Below are 20,609 nucleotides of genomic sequence, written 5' to 3'. Positions count from 1 at the left end.
TGGTTATTTTATATTATGTTAGACATACTTCTTTTTGTACATATTACTATCGCAATATTATTAATTATAGTTATTCTAATGCAACGTAGTGGTTCAGATGGAATTAGCAGTATAAGCGGTGGGGGAAATATGGGAGTAATAAGTGCTAAGACAGCAAATAATTTTCTTACTAAAAGCACTGTAATACTTGCGTCATTATTTTTAATAAATGCAATAATACTTGCTAATCTTTCTTCTCAGAAGAAACCAGATTTAGTATCTAAAATCAATGAAATTGAAGAAAATCAAGTAGATAATAGTCTGCCTATAGCTAAATAAATTGTAATAAAAAATTATGCAAAAAATAATAAAGTTAAAAGATTTAAAAATAGGCAATGATCTACCTTTTACTCTGATTGCAGGACCTTGTCAAATTGAGGGGCTAGATCACGCTTTGTTTATGGCAGAAGAGCTTGTTAAATTAACTACTAAACTTAATATTCCATTTATATATAAGTCTTCTTTTGATAAAGCTAATAGAACTTCTATAAACGGTGCTAGAGGTCTTGGAATTGATAAAGGATTGGAAGTTTTAGCAGAAGTAAAAAGAGCATTTAACTGCCCTATAGTTACTGATGTTCATAGTGAAAATCAATGTGCTGAGGTAGCTAAAATAGTTGACATGTTACAAATCCCAGCGTTTTTGTGCAGACAAACAGATTTACTTCAGGCTGCAGCTGCAACCGGAAAAATAGTAAATGTTAAGAAAGGGCAGTTTCTAGCTCCTTGGGATATGAAAAATGTACACAAGAAGTTAGAATCATTTGGAGCAAAAGATATATTGTTAACTGAACGTGGTACATGTTTTGGTTATAATAATTTAGTATCAGATATGCGTGGTTTTGCAATAATGGCTGAGCTAAATACTCCTGTAATTTTTGATGCTACTCACTCCGTGCAGCAACCTGGTGGGCTTGGAGGAAGCACTGGAGGAGAGCGTAAATATGTAGAATTACTTGCAAAAGCTGCAGTTGCAGTAGGTGTTGCTGGTCTTTATATGGAAGTACATCAGGATCCGGATAATGCTCCAAGTGATGGTCCATGCATGATTAGGTTAGATAATTTAGAGCGTGTCCTTACAAAGCTCAAAAAATATGATGAAATTACTAAAGAAAAACAGTAATGATAACCTACAAAGAATTTGAGAATGTTGAGTTACGTTCAGGGACAATTACCAAAGTAGAAGAGTTTCCAAGAGCCAAAAAGCCGGCATTTAAAGTTTGGGCAGATTTTGGTGCAGAAATTGGAACTTTGCAAACATCCGCACAAATAACAAAACATTATACCTCTCAAGAATTAATAGGCAAATCCATAGTCGGCTGTGTAAATTTAGGAGAAAAGAATATAGCCGGCTTCTTGTCTCAGTTTTTATTAGTAGGATTTCCTGATTCTAATAATGATATATGTTTAGTTACAATTGAGCCTAAAGTACCTAACGGTCAAAAATTGTGTTGAAACCTAAAAATATTCTTAAATTAATCGGTTTCATTAGTATATTCTTATTTATTTTTGCTTTACAGTGGCAAAGTCCCAGGATAAATAATGAAATAGCGGAAAACATAGGAAACTGTTTATACAAAAGTAATTATAAAAATCTTGAGCTTAATTCTATAGAAAGAGATTTTAACATTTCCTATATCCCGAATGCTCCAAGAAATTGTTTAAACTCATCTTTCCCTATTATTCATATTAAGCTTAAGCAAGAGCATAATGCTTGGCTTCAGATTGTTCGCACTGATTCTTCAGATAAAAAATTACAAAAATTTATAGATACTAATGTAGAATTACATCCTTTTTATACTTTGGAGCAAGATTTCTACGATGCTCCTTTATGGTCTTATACAATTTTTTCTAAGCCTTTAACTTATTGGACTGCCCATACTTATGCAGTGAAAATAGATAATCAAAATAAAACTGTAAAAATTATTGGGGGAATTAAATGGGGATTTAGGTTAGCTTATTTTCCTATTAAACCTCAAATGATTCTACCCTCTAGCCTAGATACCAACGATTGGCAGATAGATATAGAAGTTTTTAAACAAGCGTTAGTTGGGTATAAAATAGATTAAATTCGTCTTATTTTTCAAGGACCGTTTAATGAAGAAATAAAGATAGGTACTATATATTTATAGGTATAATATGCAAGAGTTAGACCTAGAGCCGTACCAATAACTATAATACGAAATTTTGCAGGGCTAAAAATTAAAGCAACAATTCCAAGAACGATCGCTATTTTTACTATATCTGATGTCGTATAAGCTCTATTATTTATGGCATAAACATTAAAACTTATACTTAAAATCGTTAGTATAAATAATAAATTTTTAAACATATTATACCTCAATAGGACCGGTAGTTAAGCCATTTATGAACTGCTTTAAGTAAGGATTATTACTATTACGCATTTCATCTTTACTACCATACCACTTAATTTTTCCTTGATAAATCATAGCTATTTCTTTAGCTATTTTTTCGGCACTAATCATATCATGAGTTATAGTGATTGTAGTTGCCCCTAACTCCTCTTGGATTTTTATAATCAGCTCATTAATAACATTAGCCATTATAGGATCAAGCCCAGTTGTTGGCTCATCAAGAAATAAAATCGATGGAGTGCTACAAATTGCTCGTGCAAGTGCTACTCTTTTTTGCATACCTCCTGATAATTCTGATGGATATAGGTCAAGAATTCTAGGGGATAAACCTACTGAGTCAAGTTTTGCTCCTGCAAGATCGTTCTTCTCTTTTTTAGATAATTTGTTAGTATCAAAAGTAATATTATCACGTACATTTAAAGAATCAAAAAGAGCTCCGCCTTGGAATAAAAATCCGATATCTTTCATAATCTCAAATCTTTTTTTGCTTGAGATATTTTGAATTTCTGCACCATCAATAAAGATTTGACCTTGATCAGGTTTAATTAACCCTACTATATTTTTAATTAGGACTGACTTACCGCTACCTGAACCGCCTAAAATGACTAAAGAACTACCTTTTTTTACATCTAAATCTATTCCATCTAATACTTTATGACTATTGAAAGATTTATATAATGACCGAATTTTAATTTTTATTTCTTCTACACTCATATCTTTTTTATACTTTAAAAAATAATTCGGTTATTAAGTAGTTACTAATTAGGATTAAAATGGAAGAATTTACTACCGCAGAAGTAGTAGCTCGTCCAACACCTTTAGCTCCTTTACCTGAATAATAACCACTATAGCAGCTTATTATAGAAATAATAAAGCCGAAAACGCCAGCTTTAACAAGACCAGATATTACATCTATTGGCTCTAAATATTGAAAAGTGCTAGTCAAATAAGTGCTACTGTTAAAGTCAAGCTTATATACGCCAACTAAGTAACCTCCCATAACCCCGATTACATCGCCGATTAGAACTAGACAAGGCATAGTAATAATAGCTGCAATTACTCTTGGAAAAACGAGATATTTAATAGAATCAGTAGATAAGGTATATAAAGCATCTACTTGTTCTGTAACTCTCATAGTACCTATTTCCGCTGCAATTGATGCTCCTACTCTTCCTGCTACCATTAACCCCGCAAGCACTGGTCCGAGTTCCCTAGTTAAGGATAGCACCACTACAGTTGTGATAGAACTTTCAGCAGAAAAGCGAGAAAATCCTGTATAACTCTGTAATGCCAATACTGCCCCTGAGAAAAAGGTAGTCATGGCGACAACAGGTAAAGAATAAAAGCCGATAAATAATAATTGTTTGATAATTAAACTAAAATATAAAGGTGGTCTTATAATGCTAGTAATGGCAGCTAAGCTAAATATAGAAAATTTGCCGATACTTTGTGCTAGTCTTATGGTACGTTTACCAATAGAATTAGCTATATTTAATAACATCTGTATTATTCTTTTTATATTTTAAATTATTAAGGTTATTTTGCTGTCATCCTGTGGCATTGTCCGCATAGATCGAAAAGCACCCTAAGGTAGTCATGCCATGGACAAGCAACTAGATGACAATAAGGTTATAACATTATCAAGTATAAATTCTTTTATATCTATTACCAAGGCTAGTTAATATCTCATATCCTATAGTACCTATAATATCTGCTATTTTATCAGGAGTGCAATTATTTCCAATAATTTCTACTTCTTGTCCTAGAAAAATATCTGAAGGTGGTAGATCGGTAACATCAATATTGACTAAATCCATTGATATTCGTCCTATTATTGGGACGTTACGACTATTAATAAATACGGTACCTTGATTACTAAAATTACGACTAAACCCATCAGCATAGCCAAAAGGCAGAGTTGCAATTAAGCTATCACGCTTGGTTGTAAAAGTCATATTATAGCCGATACGACTCCCATATGTCAAATTTTGTAAGTGAATTATAGGTGCTTTTAAGGTTACAGGGTTTTGCATCGGATTCGGTTTGTTACTGCCTAAAGGATTTAAACCATATAAAGCAGCACCAGGTCTTACTAAATTAAAATGATAATCTTTCCCTAAAAATATACCGCCGGAGTTAGCAAGACTTGCTTTAGCATTTGGGAAATATTCCAAATAAGCTTTAAATTTGTTTAGTTGTTCTAAATTATAAGGGTTATCGCTATCCTCAGAAGCTGATAAGTGGCTTATGATATGTTCCACATTCAAACCCTTTAATAAATCACGATTATTAATTAGCTGTTCTATCTCATTATGGTTTAGCCCAAGGCGATTAATACCAGTATTAAAATGCAGGTAGCAAGATAGTAATTGATTTTTTAGACTACTAAATTTTTGCCAAATCTTGATTTGGTTTAAGTTATTTAAAACAGGCATTAAATTATATTCTATAAGTTCTAAAGCATCATGTTCAAATACGCCATTAAGAATAAGAATATTTACTTCATTGCCTATAGCTTTACGCAAACTAATTCCCTCATTACTTGAGGCAACAAAAAAATATCGGCAATTTTCTTCTAGTAAGGTTTTAGAAATTTCTATTGCACCGAGTCCATAAGAGTTGGCTTTAACTGCCGCCCCGACCAGAGCATTTTCACAAATATTTTTTAATAAATGATAATTAGCTTTTATAGCTGACAAATTTATTTCAAGAGTGCATAAACTCATATTATATTTTTTAACTCTTTTACTAAGATAGGCAATATAGGTATTATATGAAATTTAGAAGATAAGTCATCTGTTTCTATAGTATCAGTAACAAAAATACGATCCAATAATGCGATATCATAATTTTTTGAAAGTACAGCATGCGTAATAAAAGCATTTACCGATAAAGCTCCATGCTGCTTTAAAAAATTAGCAGCTTTATAAATAGTTTCACCGCTATCTATAATATCATCAATTAATATACAATTTTTGCCCTCAACATTCCCTGTTATTTCTACCATATTGCAGCTATTATTAATATCTCTTTCTTTGGTTATATAGGCTAAATCTATGTTTAACAAGTTTCCAATGGTTTCTACCTTATTTGTGCTTCCTTTATCAGGGGCAACTATAATACAATTTTTATAATTTTGTAAAAATGGTAAATATAAGTTGATAGGTTTGACGTTAGAAATAGGGATGTTGAAAAGTTTTTCTATTTTATCAGAATGCAAATCGATGGTAATTAAGTGAGTTACTCCTAATTTTTCTAGAAAATTAGCTATTAATTGTGCTGGCATAGCAGCTTGATTTGATGCTTTATCCTGCCTTGCATAACCAAAATAAGGCATTACTAAAATTATTTTATTTGCTCCTGCTTTTTTTGCAGTATCTATAAGTAAAAATAGCTCAATTAAACGATCATTAACAGGTTTTGAAGTGGATTGTACTATGATGATATCTTCATTATGTAGCGGTTCTTGAATTTCTAATTTTATTTCTGAGTCACTAAAATAAGTGATTTTAGGTTCAATATATTTGATATTTAATGTTATAGCTAAACGAGTTGCAAGTAGCTTATTATTACTGCCGGCTATTATTTTCATACTAAGTTAGTTATATTATTAAATAATCCGCTATTCGGTTAGAAATATTGAATATAAAAGACGAAAAGCTTTTATATTCAGATTTTAAATAAATAGCTAATATTATTATGAGATAGCTTCTATATGATAGCTAGGATCGGCATTACCTATTTCTAATACTCCGCCATTTTCGTAAACTTCACGCGTTAAATAATTATAATGCCCACTATTTACCGGTAGAACATATAATTCATTATGATAAGCAATTAGTGCAGGATAACTAGGATTATGACAAACTACAGGTTGGTTAGGTATAGCTAATTTTACTAATTTACCGCTTATATCATAGTTAACTTGAAGATAAGCTAGTTAACTTGAAGATAAGCAGTATCATCTGCACGTATTTTTTCACCATTAGGACAATTTAGCTCAAATTTTTCCCCTGGTAGTATGGTACTCGGAATAGTAAATGATTTATATTTTGTTACCTCAACAATTTTTTTACCATTAAATCTATATTTCAGCATAGTATTTATAGTATCTTCTTGTATTTCGCCATAATATTTATTTTGTTTATTAATAAGAGGTCTAATCTTATGGTCTTCAGTATTAACAGTATTACTAGTATTAGGTTTAATAATAACTTTGGTTTTATCTCCTGCATCTGTCACAACTTCTTCTGTTGTGCTAGTAGTTAATTTATAAGCACTTGTCAATAGCTCGCTAGCTGATCGACTCTTTTTAATTCCTTTTCCAATCCATTCTTTTACTTTTTCTCTTTTGGAAAATGTAGGGCTTTCTTGAGACTCAGTAAGTATAGGACCATATTCAGGAGCTTTTTCTATAATATTACCTTGGTTATCGGTATTTACAATTTCTACTTCTCCTTTATGTAATTTACGAGCATTTATTACCGTTTTACCTGCTATCTTTCCTCCTTGATATGCTGCATAACATCCAATTACTATTAATGTCCCAAGTAGTTCTCCATCATTACTAGAAGAATTGCCGCCATTTCTTCTTTGTTTTTCATATTCTTGTTGTCTGTATGCTTCAGCATGAATAATTTTTCCTTGTTCCCACATTTCATCACTATTCATAAAATGCTCTCCTTTAAAATAATAAATTACTTGTAATTCAAGTAAAGCTATTTAATCATTTTACAATCAAAAGTCAAATATTATTTTTAGAAATTCTACTTTTGTTATATTTTATGGGAAAAATTTTGTAATTATTTGAAGATATTTATCAAGTATTTTCTGGTTTTCTTCAACAAATTTTAGTGAATTTTCTTGATAGTTTTTTAATTCTCTAGAATTATTAGGATCAAGCAAATATTCCAGCATATTTAATAACTCTTCACCGCTTTTAATTTGAATAGCTGCTTTACTTTGCAACACGCCTTTAGCAATATCAGTGTTTTTACTCATATCAGGACCAAAGATAATACAATTAGAGAAATGTGCCGCTTCTAAAATATTATGTCCGCCTTGTTTGAAAGAGCCGCCAATAAATGAAATTGATGCTATAGAGAAAAATAAACCCATTTCACCGAATCTATCAACTATATAAAGATCATCGGTTAAAATCGGTAAGTCATTTTGTGATTTGGCATTAGCTGATAAATCTTGTGCTATACAGTTATCAAGAATTGATTTAACTCGCTCGGGATGTCTTGGGATTAAGATAATATAACAATCTGTAACTTGTTTTTTTAAGTTTTTTATAATAGGTAAAATGATCTCCTCATCTTCCGGATGGGTGCTAGCAAATACGATAATTTGCTTATTTTTTAGATGTTCACTTAGCTTTACAAGCTCTTCTTGATTAACTGGAAGCTTTTCATTAGCAAATTTGATATTTCCTAAATTAGTTGTGTTTGATATTCTAAGCTCATTAAATTTCTGTAAATCACGCTCACTTTGCACAATAACTTCGCTAAAATTTTTAACAATGAGCTGAAAAAAGCCTTTTCTTTTCTTCCAAGATTTAAAGGATTTATCAGACATGCGGGCATTCACAAGCAATAATTTACACTGCTTTGCTGCTTCATTAATAGTACCTGGCCATAATTCCGATTCTATGAAAATACCTAAATCAGGCTTCCAATTATTTAGAAAAATTTTGGTAAAAATAATATTATCTATCGGAAGCAATTGGTGAGTAGCTATTTTAGGTAATTTAGTGCTTAATATTTTAGCAGAAGATTGTGTCCAAGAAGTGACTAAAAAACGGACTTCAGGAAAATGTTTGCTTATATTATCAACTAAATTTAAAGCAATCATAGATTCGCCGACGCTAGCCGCATGAATCCAAATTAAAAATCCATTATCTTGCCTGTGTTTACCAATCGCAAAACGCTCCTTAACACGCTTTATGTCTTCTTTGCCTATTAATAAGCGAATGAAAATTATAACAAAATAAATAGGTAATAACAAAAAACTTAAAAAGTAATATAAACGCATCATTTTATTAAGTTCTCAGTTAAATTAACTAAATATTTTTCAAGATTCATATGATTTTGTACTTTATTGTCGGTCAGCTCTAAAGGTGACCCTATTATTACTTTAATCGTACCAAATGGCAAAGGGATTATCAACTTATCCCAGCTTTTTAATCTAAAACATCTAGAAGTAGTACTAACTACCGGAATTAATTTTTTATTGTATTTATAAGCAATTTCAGTAATTCCGCTATTTACTTTATATACAGGACCTTTAGGACCATCAGGCGTAATTATTACATTTGCACCTTGAGAAAGCTTTTCGATAATACTCCGTAATGCTCCAAGTGGATTTTTATTGCTAGAACCGACTATAACTTTGCAGCCAAATTTATCGACTAAATCATTTAAAATCTTACCGTCTAAATGGGGAGATATTAATGCGTAGATATCTGGCATTCCTTTAAACATAGCAGGACTTAATGCAAGCATATTATGCCAAAATGCAAAAATTACGCCTTGCTCATTTAAAAACTTTTCCTTATTGCCATTATCATAAAATATAAATTTTTGCTTTGAAGTAAAATAAACAAACCGCAAATACCAATATAGTAAAATAGTAATTAAACTAAGGACAAATTTATTACGTTTTAAAAATTTTTTAAAAGCTTTACGCATTAGTTTTTTTATTAGTTTAGTAGTTGTAACGTCATTGCGAGGAAAATTACAAAGTAATTTGACGAAGCAATCTCAGGAAGTTCGATAAGATTGCCGCGTCGATGTTACACATCTCCTCGCAATGACGCTATAGAATTACAAGCCTGCTCAATCCGCAAACAAGCCTCTTCCAGCTCTTCCATAGAAGTAGCATAGGAAATCCTGAAATATCCCTCTAAGCCAAAAGCAATACCAGGGACTACAGCGACTTTTGCTTCTTCAAGTAAATATTCACCGAAATCATTACTATTATTAATTACTTTTCCTGATTTAGTTTTAGCTCCAAAAATCTTATCACATTTAATAAATAAGTAAAAAGCCCCCTCAGGTTTATAGCATTCAAAATATTTCACTCTTTGTAAAATCGATAAAGCAAGATCACGTTTTTTCTCAAAATTTAAAGCATTTTGTGCAATATAGCCTTGCACGCCATTTAATGCCTCAACGGCTGCTGCTTGGCTTATTGAACACGGGTTTGAAGTACTTTGTGACTGAATAATAGTCATAGCTTTGATTAAAGCTTTCGAACCTGCACCATAACCTATACGCCAACCTGTCATAGAATATGCTTTTGATACGCCATTAACAGTAAATATCCGATCTTTTAAATCAGGTGCTATTTCTGCTAAAGTATAAAATTTAAAACCATCAAAAGTAATATGCTCATAAATATCATCAGACATGACGTTTACATGCGGATGCTTTCTTAGAATTTCAGCAATATTTTCTAACTCTGAATGGCTATAGCTTGCACCTGTTGGATTACTAGGCGAATTAATAATAAGCCATTTAGTTTTAGGTGTAATTAACTGCTCTAAAGCCTCACCGCTTAGTTTAAAGTTACTTTCAATACCACAATTTGCAAAAACCGGAGTACCTTCAGCAAGTAAAACCATATCTGGATAGGACACCCAATAAGGAGCAGGAATAATAACCTCATCGTCTTTATTTAAAGATGCCATAAATAAATTATATATAACTTGCTTGCCGCCGGTGCTAACTATTATTTCATCAAGATCATAATCTATATTATTTTCTCGTTTAAATTTAGCTTGTATTGCTTCTTTTAAAGCTGGTATCCCCTCAACGTTTGTATATTTAGTAAACCCATCTTTAATAGCTTTGATCGCCGCTTCTTTGATATTATCAGGCGTATCAAAATCAGGCTCACCTGCCCCAAGTGCAATAATATCAATGCCCGCTCTTTTAAGCTCAAGCGTTTTCCTAACAACTGCAAGAGTAGGGGACGGTTTTATAGCATTTAATCGCGTAGAAATAATTGACATAATATTAGTCCGTATTGATGAAAATGATAATATAGTAAGTTTTAAATTGTATACTCGTTTTATTTGAAAAATTGGCGGCGTTATCTTTTGCTGATAATCCTCACGTATGTTAAAAATACGCTGCGGTTATCAGCTTCAAGATCGATTCCTCTTTTCCCAATAAAACTTCGTCTACCCAACTCTTGATTTATTAGCAGCATATTCACAAGCTGATACTTGAAAAATTTTTACTTTTTATAATGAAATCTACAAGAGTATATTATAATTTCTATATCATCAATAGAGTATACTAATCTATGTTCATGAGTAATTCTTCGAGACCATAAATTAGTCATTGAGTATTTTAAAGGCTCTGGCTTACCTATACCACTAAATGGTGTTTCCTGAATATTTTTTACTAAGAGTTTAATCCGTTTATATTTTTTAATGTCATATTTTTTCCAATATTCTAAGTCCTTTGTTGCATTTAATGTCCATATAATTTTAGTCATCTAAATTAACTTCAACGAACTCCTTTCTTTTTGCTTGTTCAATGGATTCTTGCAGCCATTCAGCATTAGCTGGATTAGATAATAAATATAATGTTTCTTTTGTAGATTCATACTCTTCTTCTGTTATAATAATAAGATTTGTATGGTTTCTTCTTTTTACGAGATAAGGGATATGGTCACGTTCCACCGTATCAAAGACAGTGCTTAGATTCTTTCTAAATGAAGAACTACTAATTGATTTCATAAAATACCTATATTGTACATGTTTCATGTACACATTACTACAAATTTCACTGATTTACAAGTAAAACTAAGCATAAGAGTATTATTTTATTTTAAAATTTATAAAGATATGCTTTATTATATTAGATAATATTTAATTTAAAAATAGCTATGCTTAGTAAAATAAAGGATAAAATCAAACATTTTTGCTTAACGATAATAAATATACCAAATTTTATTAAAAACAAAATTCTAGAATTTAAAAAATATTTAAATGATTGTAAATATAAAATGAATCATTTAAGTGAAACCAATTATGAGCTTGGACTTGAACATTTATATAGAGGTAATTTAAACGATGCATTACTTAGATTTAAATTAGTCGATAACTTTTTTAGTCCTAATAATTCTAGAGTATATTACCAATTAGGTTGGACTTATTTTTTAAAAAATGACTATCCAAAAGCCATAAAATATTTAGAAAAATCAAATGAAAAATATAAAACAATTTTTGTAAATTTTTTGAAAAATTATAAAAATGCTACCGAAATACCTGTGGAAATTTGGGGAAAATACAGGGACTTAACTGCAAAAAATTATCCAAGTATTTTTAACAATGATAAAAATATTCATTTGCCTTATAGATTTGTGAATGAGAGCTTGAAGCAAATAACTGACCTGCCAGATGATTATTCTATCTTAGAGCTTGGTAGTAATATAGGACTTGTCGGATACGAATTAGAAAAGCGTTTTCCAGAAAGCTTTACTTTAACAGCTGTAGAAATTTCTAATTTAATGAATGATATTCAAGAAGAATATTATGCTAACCTTAAAATTTATGATCAGATATATAATGTTTCCATAAGTGAGTTTCTGAAACAAAATTCAAATAAATTTGATATTATTTTAAGCTTTTGTGGATTAACTTTTACTAGAGATCTTTCTACATATTTCAATGCAATATATTCATCGCTTAACAAAGATGGGTATTTTTCTTTTTGTTTACCTACTAATTCGGATACGCATTTTTCAATAAAACGTAAAGAATTTATTTTTAATTTAAATGAAATAAATAATATTTTACAAAAAAATAATTTCGTTATATTAACTTCTGAAGAAATAATACTAGCGGAAAATAATAAATACGGTATTATTATTTGTAAGAAAACTGAAAATAAATCATGAGAATACTAATTATACTTTCGATTATCCTATGTTCATTATTTGCAAAAGCTGATCTTGAATATGTAGATGATGACATATATAACTATAATGGTAGCAGTAATATTAATGGTTGCCGAGAAGTTTACGATCCATACGAAAAATTTAACCGTAAAATTTTTGCGTTTAACTCAGTATTAGATTATATCTTGCGTCCTTTAGCTGTTGGGTATAAAAACCTTACAAATGATTATATGAAAGCAAGGGTTAATAGTTTTGTTGGTAATATTGATATGCCACTTACTGCTGTAAATTATGGGCTTCAGCTAAATTATGATAAGACTATGAAAAGCGTATGGCGGTTTATTATTAACACTACGCTTGGCGTTGGTGGGTTATTTGATGTGGCTAGTAAAGTAGGGCTACCATCAGATCGTCAAACTTTTGGTAATACTCTTGCACATTATGGAGTAGGTCCAGGTCCTTATTTGGTGTTACCGATAATAGGTAGTACTAATGCAAGGGATATGACTGATCCAATATTTACTAATTATGCACTTAATCCTTTAATGTATTATACCCATAAAGATTTTGAATTAAGTGTTTTAGCAGTGAGTAAAATAAATGATAGATATAATGTATTATCATTTAGTGATTATGTTATGAAGAATTCGTTAGACCCTTATGCTACTATCAGATCGGCATTACACCAAGCTCGTGAAGCATCTGTTCAATATCCTAAAAACTTTAAATGCCCTAAACCTAAAAACGTAAATTCTAATTAAAAGAGGTTCTTATGCAAAAAATTATTACTAGCTTATTTTTATTGATTTTTACATTTTCTTCTTATGCAGACGATAATGCCCCCGCAGGTTTAAATGATTATGTTACTAACTTAGTAAATGAAGCTTCTACTACCTTAAATAATCCTAACCTATCCCAAGATGCAAAAGTTACCAAAGCACGTGAACTAATGCACAATAATCTAGATTTTGATTGGATGGCTAGGTATACATTAGGACGTAACGGGGTACAAACTTTATCTAAGGAACAAATCGCAAAGTTTACAGAAGTTTATTCTAAATATGTTACTAAAGCTTATACTGATCTAATAAAAGATTACAAAGGTGAAAAGCCTCAAGTAACAGGAGTGCGTGTTTTAAGCCCAAAAGATTCTATGGTTAGCATGAATATTAATAATAAAGGACAGGATATTAAAGTAGAATATTTAGTGCGTAAAATGGAAAATGGAAAATTCAAAGTTTCCGACGTTATTACAGAAGGTGTAAGTCTTATTGGTGCTCAACAACAAGATTTTACTTCGACTTTAAAAGACCAAGGTTTTGATGCTTTAGTGCAAAGCCTACAAAGCCGTTCATAAAAATTTGTCTATGCGTTCTTGCATAGATCAGTTTTTCCCTTGTCACCCCGTGGCGGCATTGTTGCGTAGATCGGAAAACGCCCTCGATGTCATGCCGTGGCTTGACCACGGCATCCAGAAAATAATAAAAAATACTAATTTTATTAGTATTTTTTACTATTTATAGAAATAATATTTGAAAATATAGCCTTTAAAAATTGGGGTGTTCTGCTTTCATTAATAGCTTTTTGGTGGTATTTGGTTATTATATAATTATCGTGTGGTTTTGAATAATTATCCTCATTAGTAATTTGGAAATTACTATTTTGTTTAATTAATTCTACTACTTCCTCAAAATAATTTTCAATATCAGAAGTAAAGATCAAGCTACCTTTATTTTTCAGCTTAGTCTGTAGAATCGTTAAGCGTTCTTTATTTAAAATACGTTTCTTTTTCTGCCTATTTTTTATCCAAGGATCAGGAAATAAAATATAAATTCCGTTTAAGCTATTATTTGGTAAATCATGTAATATAAAATCTAAATTATTGGGAAATAATAAGAAGTTTGTAATATTCTGCTCTTCTGCAAGTTTTAAAACATTCGCAACACCGTTTAGATATACCTCCACGCCGATAAAAAGCTTATCTGGATTCATCTTAGCTTGATTGATGAAATGCTCGCCCATGCCAAAGCCAATCTCGAGAAAAATTTGACGTTTTTCACTAATAAGCTTTTCTTTTGAAAATAAATATTTTGGCAGTTCGTTATCTAATAAATTTTGTTGTATTCCTGACAGGCTCTTCCCGATGCGTCTTGCATATGAGCGATTTAGCTGAATTAAAGATATTTCTATTACTCTATTATGAGATTGCAAATCTTGATGGATATTATCAATAACATAACCATGATCTAAAAAGATTTGGCTAACTTGATCTGCTTGTTTATATCCTATTTCTAATATAATTTTACCATTTTGCTTTAGAAATTTTTTAGCATTCTCTGCTATGATTTTATAGCTCAGCAAGCCCTCTTCTTCGGCAAATAAAGCAATAGATGGCTCATAATTTATTGTCTCAATTGCCATTTCAGGCTTTTCGTTTATAGATATATATGGCGGGTTGCTAACTATAAGATCAAATTTTTGTTTTCCAATATTCTCAAACCAATCGCTATGAATAATTTGCAAACGGTCCGTTACATCATGCTTTATGGCATTACTTTTTGTAACCTCTATCGCATCAGCACTTATATCAGTTGCGGTTATTTGACTATTCGGTAGTTCGAGTAATAAGCTGATAGAGATGCAACCGCTACCCGTACCGAGTTCGAGTATATGAAAATTGTCATTGCGAGAAGACGCTATAGGCGTCGACGAAGCAATCTCAGGAATTTTGCCTGAGATTGCCACGCTCATTTCATTCGCTCGCAATGACGGTTTGAATAAACCTATAACAGCATCCACCAAAATTTCCGTATCGTTTCTTGGAATTAATACGTGCTTATTAACGATAAACTCACGTGAGTAGAATTCTTTGTTCCCTAAAATATAGGCTATCGGCTCGTGCTTTAGTCTTCTTTCTAATGCTTTTTCGAAAGTTTCCATTTCTAGCTGGTTTAGTTGTTTTTCAGGATTAGCAAGCAGATATTCATATGATTTATTGATAGTATGCTGCAATAAAATTCGTGCTTCTAATTTTGGATTACTAACCCCAATTTGTTGTAATTTATAAGCTCCTTCGTTAAGAAACTCTTGTATAGAATATTGCATGGAAATTATTTTCTACCTAGATTTTTCATTTCTAAAATATCTTCTTCATTACCCAAAGGAGCTCGTTTTTTAAGTTCAATAAATTTGTGTAATGCATCAGTAGATATAACCACTTTCATATCCTCGGGCAAATCGCAAGAGAATTCCATAACTTCATTACTGGTTGGATGAGTAAAGCTTAAATACCAAGAGTGCAAAGCTTGGCGTTTGAAGTCTAGTAACTTTGCCTTTAGTTCAGGTGGAGCATGGTTAATTTTTCGGTCGTTATTGCCGTATGTTTGATCACCAACCACTGAATGCTTTAAATGGCTTAGCTGCACTCTAATCTGATGAGTTCTGCCGGTAGCAAGCTTACATTCTACCATACTAATGCTACCTCCATAAAATAGCTCTAGAGTTTTGTAGTAAGTTACGGCTTCTTTCCCACCATACTTCAATATCGTCATTTTTTGCCGATTGCTTCGACTGCGACCTATATTATTTTTAATCGTTCCCTCTAACGGATTAATTACTCCCCAAACTAAAGCCTTATATTTCCGTACGACCTGCCTTTGTTCAATCTGATTGGCAAGCAACATATGTGCTTTATTATTTTTAGCAACTACCATCAAGCCCGTCGTGTCCTTATCTAAACGATGCACTATTCCAGGTCTTTCTGATGAACCGATATCGGATAGGTTTTTTGTATGGTGGAGTAGGGCATTAACAAGCGTATCATCATGATGTCCTGCCCCTGGGTGGACAGTCATACCGGCAGCTTTGTTGATAACTATTAAATCTTCATCTTCATAAACTATATCAAGTTTTATGTCAGCTGCTTCTATTGTTAACTCTTCTGGTTCTTTGAAAGAGAATAATATAATATCATTCTCCTTGACCAAAATATCAGAATCGAGAATAATCACATTGTTAATTTGTACACAAGAACTTTTAATTGCTTTTTGAATCTGGTTGCGTGAGACATTTTCAAGAAGCTGAGATAAAGCTTTATCAAGCCTTAAGCCGCTTAGTTCAGTAGGTACAGAATATTCTAACATATTTAATTTATTTAATGAATAATACATTTAAATGGCTAAATGCAATTGGGGTTGAATATTATTGCTCAGAGCATCCGCCAAAATTAAAAGTAAGTGATAATATCAAACCGGTCGAAAAGCCACAAGCAAAACCTACGCCTCAAAAAGAAATCGGGTTTAATATGAACGATAAAACACATGATAATATAAGCCTTGCAAGATCACTTGCCGATAAAGCAAATAATATAGCAGAACTAAAAGAATCTCTACTAAATTTTAATGGCTGTGAGCTGAAGAAGTTAGCGACTAATACTGTATTTGGTGATGGTAATCCGGCAGCTAAGATCATGTTAATAGGTGAAGCTCCTGGCAGTAATGAGGATTTAAAAGGTATACCATTTTGTGGTGAGAGCGGTAATTTACTTGATAACATGCTGCGTGCAATCGGGATTTCACGAAAAGATAATGCTTATATTACCAATACAGTGTTTTGGCGTCCTCCTGCTAATAGACAGCCGACTTTAGAGGAAGTAGATATTTGTAGACCTTTTGTTGAGAAACATATTGCTTTAGTTAACCCAAAACTCATTATTTTAGTTGGTAGCACTGCTGCAACTAGTCTACTTGGGAAAAATGCCGGTATTACTAAAATTAGACAAGAATATTATTTTTACACCAATAAATATCTAACCGCTCCTATCCAGACTACGGCAATTTTCCACCCCGCCTATTTACTCCGCCAACCTAGCCAAAAACGCACCTCTTGGTATGATTTGCTAAAGATCAAAGATTATCTTGAAAGTAAGAATTTGGTAACTGGTTAATTTTAGTTGCTTTATACTAATTGGTGTGTATATTCAACTTTTGATTATAGATGTGTCATCTAGTTGCTTGACCACGGGAGGCATTGCCCGCGTGGATGCCAAGTCGTCATTGCGAGGAGCGAAGCGACATGGCAATCTCAGGAAATAATGATGAGATTGCTTCGTCAAAACTTACAGTTTTTCCTCGCAATGACGAGAAAATGATCCACGCAGGCAATGCCACCACGGGGTGACAATAATAACAATAATAGTGTTAATATGACAAAAAACGATTTTATAAGTTATAAAGGTTATTTTGGGTCAGTGCATTTTAATGCTTCGGAAGAAATATTTTTTGGTAAAATAGAATTTATAAGAGATTTAGTAAGTTACGAAGCCTCAGATGCTAAAACTTTAATAAAATCATTTTATGAAGCCGTGGATAGTTATCTAGAAGATTGTAATATATTAGGTAAAGCTCCGGATAAACCTTTCAAAGGCAGTTTTAATGTTAGAATTGATCCTGAGTTACATAAAGAAGTAAGTTTATATGCTATGCAACATGGTGATAGTTTAAACGGAATAGTTAAAAAAGCTTTAAACGAATATATTAAGTGCCTAACTGCTTGCTTTATGACACTTCTAAGAAAAGTATAGATACGGTAATCTTAGGAAGTATTATAAGACTTCTGAGATTGCTTCGTCGCTATGCTCCTCGCAATGACGATCCTTAATACACACAACAAAGTAATGCTTGAATCCCATAAAGATAAAAATAATTTCTCATTTTCTTAAAGTAGGTTTATACTTCTAGTATACAAAAATATATTGAGGTATGGATATATGACCAGTGAAAACACTAATTCCGAATTTGCTGAATTAAAGATTAGAGATAAAATATTCAAATTACCCATACTGAAAGCAAGTATTGGGCAGGATGTAATTGATATTAGTAAAGTATATTCTGAAGCGGATTGCTTTACTTACGATCCGGGTTTTATGTCTACTGCTTCGTGTAGATCAACTATAACTTATATAGATGGTGATCAAGGGATTTTGCAGCATCGTGGTTATGATATAAAAGATTTAGCCGAAAAAAGCGATTTTTTAGAGGTGGCATATTTATTGATTTATGGGGAATTACCAAATAGTAAGCAGTATAATGATTTTACTAAAAAGGTTGCTCATCATGCGTTAGTTAATGAAAGATTACATTATTTATTCCAAACGTTTTGTAGCTCTTCGCATCCTATGGCTATTATGCTTGCGGCGGTTGGTTCTCTTTCGGCATTTTATCCTGATTTGCTGAATTTTTTTAAAGAAGCAGATTATGAACTTACAGCTATTAGAATGATAGCTAAAATACCAACTATTGTTGCAATGTCTTATAAATACTCTATAGGTCAGCCTTTTGTTTATCCCGATAATTCTTTAGATTTTACTGAAAATTTCTTGCATATGATGTTTGCCACACCTTGTGAAAAATATAAAGTAAATCCAGTAATAAAAAATGCCTTAAACAAGATATTTATTTTACATGCTGATCATGAGCAAAATGCTTCTACTTCAACAGTTAGAATTGCCGGCTCATCGGGAGCTAACCCTTTTGCTTGCGTCAGTACTGGTATTGCATCGCTTTGGGGACCTGCTCATGGCGGGGCTAATGAAGCAGTGATAAATATGCTGAAAGAAATAGGCAGTGTAGAGAATATACCCAAATATATAGCGAAGGCTAAAGATAAAAATGATAATTTTAGGCTAATGGGCTTTGGTCATCGTGTATATAAAAACTATGATCCGCGTGCTGCAGTGCTTAAAGAGACCTGCAAGGAGGTGTTAAAAGAATTAGGGCAGCTAGATAACAACCCATTACTACAAATAGCTATAGAGCTTGAAGCTATTGCTCTTAAAGATGAGTATTTTATTGAGAGAAAATTATATCCAAACGTTGATTTTTATTCGGGTATTATTTATAAAGCGATGGGTATATCCCCGCAGATGTTCACAGTGCTTTTTGCCACAGCAAGAACAGTAGGCTGGATGGCACAATGGAAAGAGATGCACGAAGACCCTGAGCAGAAAATCAGCAGACCAAGGCAGCTTTATACTGGTCAAGTTCATAGAGAATATAAGACTATTAAAGAGAGATAAATTTTGGTATAATGCGTTTTTAAACAGCGTATAGTCATTGCGAGCGAGCATCGCTTGCGTGGCAATCTTGTCCAACATCCTGAGATTGCTTCGTCGAATTACTTTGTAATTCTCCTCGCAATGACGTTGGAAACAAAAAAATAAGAGCATATGAATTTTATTGATGAAGTTAAGATATATATAAAAGGTGGGAATGGTGGCAATGGTTGCGTTAGTTTCCACCGTGAAAAATTTATTGACCGAGGTGGTCCTGATGGTGGTGACGGCGGACGTGGCGGTAGTATTATTTTTAGAAGCAATCACCATCTTAATACGCTAGTAAATTATAGATATAAGCAGCATTTTATTGCAGATAGTGGTGAAAATGGTAAAGGCTCAAATAAAAGCGGTAAATCGGGTAAATCTTTAACTCTTGATGTGCCGATCGGTACACAAATTTTTGCAGAAGATAGCGATATATTGCTGCATGATTTTACCGAAGATGATCGGACTTTTGAAATAATTAAAGGCGGAAATGGCGGTCTTGGTAATAGCCATTTCAAAACATCAGTCAATCAAGCACCAAGACATAGAACAGAGGGCGAAATTGCTGAAGAAATGTGGGTTCAGCTAAGCCTAAAGCTGCTTTCCGATGTTGGGCTTGTGGGTTTGCCTAATGCCGGTAAATCTACCTTTTTATCAGTAGTATCGGCAGCTAAACCTAAAATTGCCGATTATCCTTTCACTACTTTAGTGCCGAATCTTGGAGTAGTATATATTGATGATGAAGAGTTTGTTATAGCCGATATTCCAGGCTTAATAGAGGGAGCTAGTCAAGGTCATGGCTTGGGCGATAAATTCCTAAAGCATATTGAAAGATGTAACGTGCTGATTCATTTAATAGATGGCAGTAGCGAAGACGTTGTTGCTGATTATAATATAGTACGCACAGAACTTGAATCTTATTCAGATTATTTAAAAGATAAAACCCAAATTATTTGCCTTAATAAAATCGATGTTTTAACTGATGAGGAAATAAAAGAAAAAACAACTCAGTTGCAAAAAATCACCGGTAAAGAAATTTTCCCTATCTCTACCTATACCAATACTGGTATCACAAAAATAATCAAACTAGCCCTTCAGACTATTAAGGATTAATTGTCATTGTGAGGAGACATTGCCCGCGTGGATCATTCTCCCCCTGTCATCCCGTGATTTATGAACTA

General features: G+C 32.3%; 25 protein-coding genes. 12 read left to right on the top strand and 13 right to left on the bottom strand.

Going from position 1 to position 20,609, the window contains the following annotated elements; translation table 11 throughout:
• The first annotated feature begins 15 nt into the window (after positions 1–15).
• From secG to AAGD49_RS07055, 4 genes are read left to right on the top strand one after another with little or no spacing between them, the layout of a single operon-like run.
• Positions 16–318, top strand: a complete 303-nt coding sequence (gene secG / locus AAGD49_RS07070; RefSeq protein WP_011477996.1) for a preprotein translocase subunit SecG — start codon at positions 16–18, stop codon at positions 316–318.
• 16 nt (positions 319–334) lie between these two features.
• A complete protein-coding gene (kdsA, locus tag AAGD49_RS07065) occupies positions 335–1,162 on the top strand; it encodes a 3-deoxy-8-phosphooctulonate synthase (protein ID WP_341788523.1) in 828 nt (275 codons plus the stop codon).
• Positions 1,162–1,494 (top strand): tRNA-binding protein, encoded by a 333-nt coding sequence (locus AAGD49_RS07060; RefSeq protein WP_341788522.1) that lies wholly within the window; start codon positions 1,162–1,164, stop codon positions 1,492–1,494. The genes kdsA and AAGD49_RS07060 overlap by 1 nt, the downstream gene beginning before the upstream one ends.
• A complete protein-coding gene (locus AAGD49_RS07055) occupies positions 1,488–2,108 on the top strand; it encodes a hypothetical protein (RefSeq protein WP_341788521.1) in 621 nt (206 codons plus the stop codon). Before AAGD49_RS07060 ends, AAGD49_RS07055 begins: the two co-directional genes overlap by 7 nt.
• 14 nt (positions 2,109–2,122) lie before the next feature.
• Here AAGD49_RS07055 and AAGD49_RS07050 read toward each other — a convergent pair whose 3' ends face one another.
• The 11 genes from AAGD49_RS07050 to AAGD49_RS07000 form a co-directional block, all read right to left on the bottom strand.
• On the bottom strand, positions 2,123–2,371 hold the full coding sequence (locus AAGD49_RS07050; protein ID WP_011477992.1) for a DUF5510 family protein: 249 nt from the start codon (positions 2,369–2,371) through the stop codon (positions 2,123–2,125).
• 1 nt (position 2,372) lies between these two features.
• Positions 2,373–3,128 carry an ABC transporter ATP-binding protein gene (locus tag AAGD49_RS07045; protein WP_341788520.1) on the bottom strand — a complete coding sequence of 252 codons (756 nt, stop codon included), beginning with the start codon at positions 3,126–3,128 and terminating at the stop codon, positions 2,373–2,375.
• A 7-nt stretch (positions 3,129–3,135) separates the two neighbouring features.
• A complete protein-coding gene (locus AAGD49_RS07040; protein WP_341788519.1) occupies positions 3,136–3,915 on the bottom strand; it encodes an ABC transporter permease in 780 nt (259 codons plus the stop codon).
• 139 nt (positions 3,916–4,054) lie between these two features.
• The gene (locus AAGD49_RS07035) at positions 4,055–5,140 is read right to left on the bottom strand and encodes an alanine racemase (RefSeq protein WP_341788518.1); all 1,086 of its coding nucleotides are present in this window, start codon (positions 5,138–5,140) and stop codon (positions 4,055–4,057) included.
• Positions 5,137–6,006 carry a ribose-phosphate pyrophosphokinase gene (locus tag AAGD49_RS07030; protein WP_341788517.1) on the bottom strand — a complete coding sequence of 290 codons (870 nt, stop codon included), beginning with the start codon at positions 6,004–6,006 and terminating at the stop codon, positions 5,137–5,139. Before AAGD49_RS07030 ends, AAGD49_RS07035 begins: the two co-directional genes overlap by 4 nt.
• Before the next feature lie 344 nt (positions 6,007–6,350).
• The gene (locus AAGD49_RS07025) at positions 6,351–7,085 is read right to left on the bottom strand and encodes a hypothetical protein (RefSeq protein WP_341788516.1); all 735 of its coding nucleotides are present in this window, start codon (positions 7,083–7,085) and stop codon (positions 6,351–6,353) included.
• Positions 7,086–7,196: 111 nt separating this feature from the next.
• Complete coding sequence (gene waaA, locus AAGD49_RS07020) at positions 7,197–8,453, bottom strand: lipid IV(A) 3-deoxy-D-manno-octulosonic acid transferase (protein ID WP_341788515.1); 1,257 nt, start codon at positions 8,451–8,453, stop codon at positions 7,197–7,199.
• Positions 8,450–9,106 carry a lysophospholipid acyltransferase family protein gene (locus tag AAGD49_RS07015; RefSeq protein ID WP_341788514.1) on the bottom strand — a complete coding sequence of 219 codons (657 nt, stop codon included), beginning with the start codon at positions 9,104–9,106 and terminating at the stop codon, positions 8,450–8,452. The genes waaA and AAGD49_RS07015 overlap by 4 nt, the downstream gene beginning before the upstream one ends.
• Positions 9,107–9,210: 104 nt before the next feature.
• The gene (locus AAGD49_RS07010; RefSeq protein WP_341788513.1) at positions 9,211–10,431 is read right to left on the bottom strand and encodes a pyridoxal phosphate-dependent aminotransferase; all 1,221 of its coding nucleotides are present in this window, start codon (positions 10,429–10,431) and stop codon (positions 9,211–9,213) included.
• A 227-nt stretch (positions 10,432–10,658) separates the two neighbouring features.
• On the bottom strand, positions 10,659–10,922 hold the full coding sequence (locus tag AAGD49_RS07005; RefSeq protein ID WP_341788512.1) for a Txe/YoeB family addiction module toxin: 264 nt from the start codon (positions 10,920–10,922) through the stop codon (positions 10,659–10,661).
• The gene (locus AAGD49_RS07000) at positions 10,915–11,193 is read right to left on the bottom strand and encodes a type II toxin-antitoxin system Phd/YefM family antitoxin (protein WP_341788511.1); all 279 of its coding nucleotides are present in this window, start codon (positions 11,191–11,193) and stop codon (positions 10,915–10,917) included. The genes AAGD49_RS07005 and AAGD49_RS07000 overlap by 8 nt, the downstream gene beginning before the upstream one ends.
• A 122-nt stretch (positions 11,194–11,315) precedes the next feature.
• Here AAGD49_RS07000 and AAGD49_RS06995 point away from each other — a divergent pair, with 122 nt between their 5' ends.
• From AAGD49_RS06995 to AAGD49_RS06985, 3 genes are read left to right on the top strand one after another with little or no spacing between them, the layout of a single operon-like run.
• Positions 11,316–12,329 carry a methyltransferase domain-containing protein gene (locus tag AAGD49_RS06995; protein WP_341788510.1) on the top strand — a complete coding sequence of 338 codons (1,014 nt, stop codon included), beginning with the start codon at positions 11,316–11,318 and terminating at the stop codon, positions 12,327–12,329.
• The gene (locus AAGD49_RS06990; RefSeq protein ID WP_341788509.1) at positions 12,326–13,090 is read left to right on the top strand and encodes a VacJ family lipoprotein; all 765 of its coding nucleotides are present in this window, start codon (positions 12,326–12,328) and stop codon (positions 13,088–13,090) included. The genes AAGD49_RS06995 and AAGD49_RS06990 overlap by 4 nt, the downstream gene beginning before the upstream one ends.
• Before the next feature lie 11 nt (positions 13,091–13,101).
• On the top strand, positions 13,102–13,686 hold the full coding sequence (locus tag AAGD49_RS06985) for a phospholipid-binding protein MlaC (RefSeq protein ID WP_341788508.1): 585 nt from the start codon (positions 13,102–13,104) through the stop codon (positions 13,684–13,686).
• Positions 13,687–13,829: 143 nt separating this feature from the next.
• Here the strand turns inward: AAGD49_RS06985 and trmB are convergent, their stop codons facing one another.
• Both trmB and AAGD49_RS06975 read right to left on the bottom strand, forming a co-directional pair.
• Entirely contained in the window at positions 13,830–15,434 is a 1,605-nt protein-coding gene (gene trmB / locus AAGD49_RS06980) for a bifunctional peptide chain release factor N(5)-glutamine methyltransferase PrmC/tRNA (guanosine(46)-N7)-methyltransferase TrmB (protein WP_341788507.1), read from the bottom strand.
• Between the two features lie 5 nt (positions 15,435–15,439).
• The gene (locus tag AAGD49_RS06975) at positions 15,440–16,471 is read right to left on the bottom strand and encodes an RluA family pseudouridine synthase (protein ID WP_341788506.1); all 1,032 of its coding nucleotides are present in this window, start codon (positions 16,469–16,471) and stop codon (positions 15,440–15,442) included.
• 14 nt (positions 16,472–16,485) lie between these two features.
• On the opposite strand from AAGD49_RS06975, the gene AAGD49_RS06970 reads away from it, so the two are divergent.
• From AAGD49_RS06970 to obgE, 5 genes are all read left to right on the top strand, one after another.
• A complete protein-coding gene (locus AAGD49_RS06970) occupies positions 16,486–17,274 on the top strand; it encodes a uracil-DNA glycosylase family protein (protein WP_341788505.1) in 789 nt (262 codons plus the stop codon).
• 95 nt (positions 17,275–17,369) lie between these two features.
• On the top strand, positions 17,370–17,507 hold the full coding sequence (locus AAGD49_RS06965; protein WP_341788504.1) for a hypothetical protein: 138 nt from the start codon (positions 17,370–17,372) through the stop codon (positions 17,505–17,507).
• Positions 17,508–17,532: 25 nt separating this feature from the next.
• A complete protein-coding gene (locus tag AAGD49_RS06960) occupies positions 17,533–17,910 on the top strand; it encodes a type II toxin-antitoxin system HicB family antitoxin (RefSeq protein ID WP_341788503.1) in 378 nt (125 codons plus the stop codon).
• Positions 17,911–18,096: 186 nt separating this feature from the next.
• Complete coding sequence (locus AAGD49_RS06955; protein ID WP_341788502.1) at positions 18,097–19,404, top strand: citrate synthase; 1,308 nt, start codon at positions 18,097–18,099, stop codon at positions 19,402–19,404.
• Between the two features lie 150 nt (positions 19,405–19,554).
• A complete protein-coding gene (obgE, locus tag AAGD49_RS06950) occupies positions 19,555–20,541 on the top strand; it encodes a GTPase ObgE (RefSeq protein WP_341788501.1) in 987 nt (328 codons plus the stop codon).
• Positions 20,542–20,609 lie beyond the last annotated feature (68 nt).

This window comes from Rickettsia endosymbiont of Lasioglossum villosulum, assembly GCF_964026455.1.
GTDB lineage: Bacteria > Pseudomonadota > Alphaproteobacteria > Rickettsiales > Rickettsiaceae > Rickettsia.
Note: the sequence above shows the minus strand (reverse complement) of the source record. Positions and strands in the feature narration are given on the sequence as shown.

Coding starts and splice junctions, on each gene's coding strand:
- secG (WP_011477996.1), top strand. CDS start 16: ATGTTAGACATACTTCTTTTTGTACATATTACTATCGCAATATTATTA.
- kdsA (WP_341788523.1), top strand. CDS start 335: ATGCAAAAAATAATAAAGTTAAAAGATTTAAAAATAGGCAATGATCTA.
- AAGD49_RS07060 (WP_341788522.1), top strand. CDS start 1,162: ATGATAACCTACAAAGAATTTGAGAATGTTGAGTTACGTTCAGGGACA.
- AAGD49_RS07050 (WP_011477992.1), bottom strand. CDS start 2,371: ATGTTTAAAAATTTATTATTTATACTAACGATTTTAAGTATAAGTTTT.
- AAGD49_RS07045 (WP_341788520.1), bottom strand. CDS start 3,128: ATGAGTGTAGAAGAAATAAAAATTAAAATTCGGTCATTATATAAATCT.
- AAGD49_RS07040 (WP_341788519.1), bottom strand. CDS start 3,915: ATGTTATTAAATATAGCTAATTCTATTGGTAAACGTACCATAAGACTA.
- AAGD49_RS07035 (WP_341788518.1), bottom strand. CDS start 5,140: ATGAGTTTATGCACTCTTGAAATAAATTTGTCAGCTATAAAAGCTAAT.
- AAGD49_RS07030 (WP_341788517.1), bottom strand. CDS start 6,006: ATGAAAATAATAGCCGGCAGTAATAATAAGCTACTTGCAACTCGTTTA.
- AAGD49_RS07025 (WP_341788516.1), bottom strand. CDS start 7,085: ATGAATAGTGATGAAATGTGGGAACAAGGAAAAATTATTCATGCTGAA.
- waaA (WP_341788515.1), bottom strand. CDS start 8,453: ATGATGCGTTTATATTACTTTTTAAGTTTTTTGTTATTACCTATTTAT.
- AAGD49_RS07015 (WP_341788514.1), bottom strand. CDS start 9,106: ATGCGTAAAGCTTTTAAAAAATTTTTAAAACGTAATAAATTTGTCCTT.
- AAGD49_RS07010 (WP_341788513.1), bottom strand. CDS start 10,431: ATGTCAATTATTTCTACGCGATTAAATGCTATAAAACCGTCCCCTACT.
- AAGD49_RS07005 (WP_341788512.1), bottom strand. CDS start 10,922: ATGACTAAAATTATATGGACATTAAATGCAACAAAGGACTTAGAATAT.
- AAGD49_RS07000 (WP_341788511.1), bottom strand. CDS start 11,193: ATGAAACATGTACAATATAGGTATTTTATGAAATCAATTAGTAGTTCT.
- AAGD49_RS06995 (WP_341788510.1), top strand. CDS start 11,316: ATGCTTAGTAAAATAAAGGATAAAATCAAACATTTTTGCTTAACGATA.
- AAGD49_RS06990 (WP_341788509.1), top strand. CDS start 12,326: ATGAGAATACTAATTATACTTTCGATTATCCTATGTTCATTATTTGCA.
- AAGD49_RS06985 (WP_341788508.1), top strand. CDS start 13,102: ATGCAAAAAATTATTACTAGCTTATTTTTATTGATTTTTACATTTTCT.
- trmB (WP_341788507.1), bottom strand. CDS start 15,434: ATGCAATATTCTATACAAGAGTTTCTTAACGAAGGAGCTTATAAATTA.
- AAGD49_RS06975 (WP_341788506.1), bottom strand. CDS start 16,471: ATGTTAGAATATTCTGTACCTACTGAACTAAGCGGCTTAAGGCTTGAT.
- AAGD49_RS06970 (WP_341788505.1), top strand. CDS start 16,486: ATGAATAATACATTTAAATGGCTAAATGCAATTGGGGTTGAATATTAT.
- AAGD49_RS06965 (WP_341788504.1), top strand. CDS start 17,370: ATGCCAAGTCGTCATTGCGAGGAGCGAAGCGACATGGCAATCTCAGGA.
- AAGD49_RS06960 (WP_341788503.1), top strand. CDS start 17,533: ATGACAAAAAACGATTTTATAAGTTATAAAGGTTATTTTGGGTCAGTG.
- AAGD49_RS06955 (WP_341788502.1), top strand. CDS start 18,097: ATGACCAGTGAAAACACTAATTCCGAATTTGCTGAATTAAAGATTAGA.
- obgE (WP_341788501.1), top strand. CDS start 19,555: ATGAATTTTATTGATGAAGTTAAGATATATATAAAAGGTGGGAATGGT.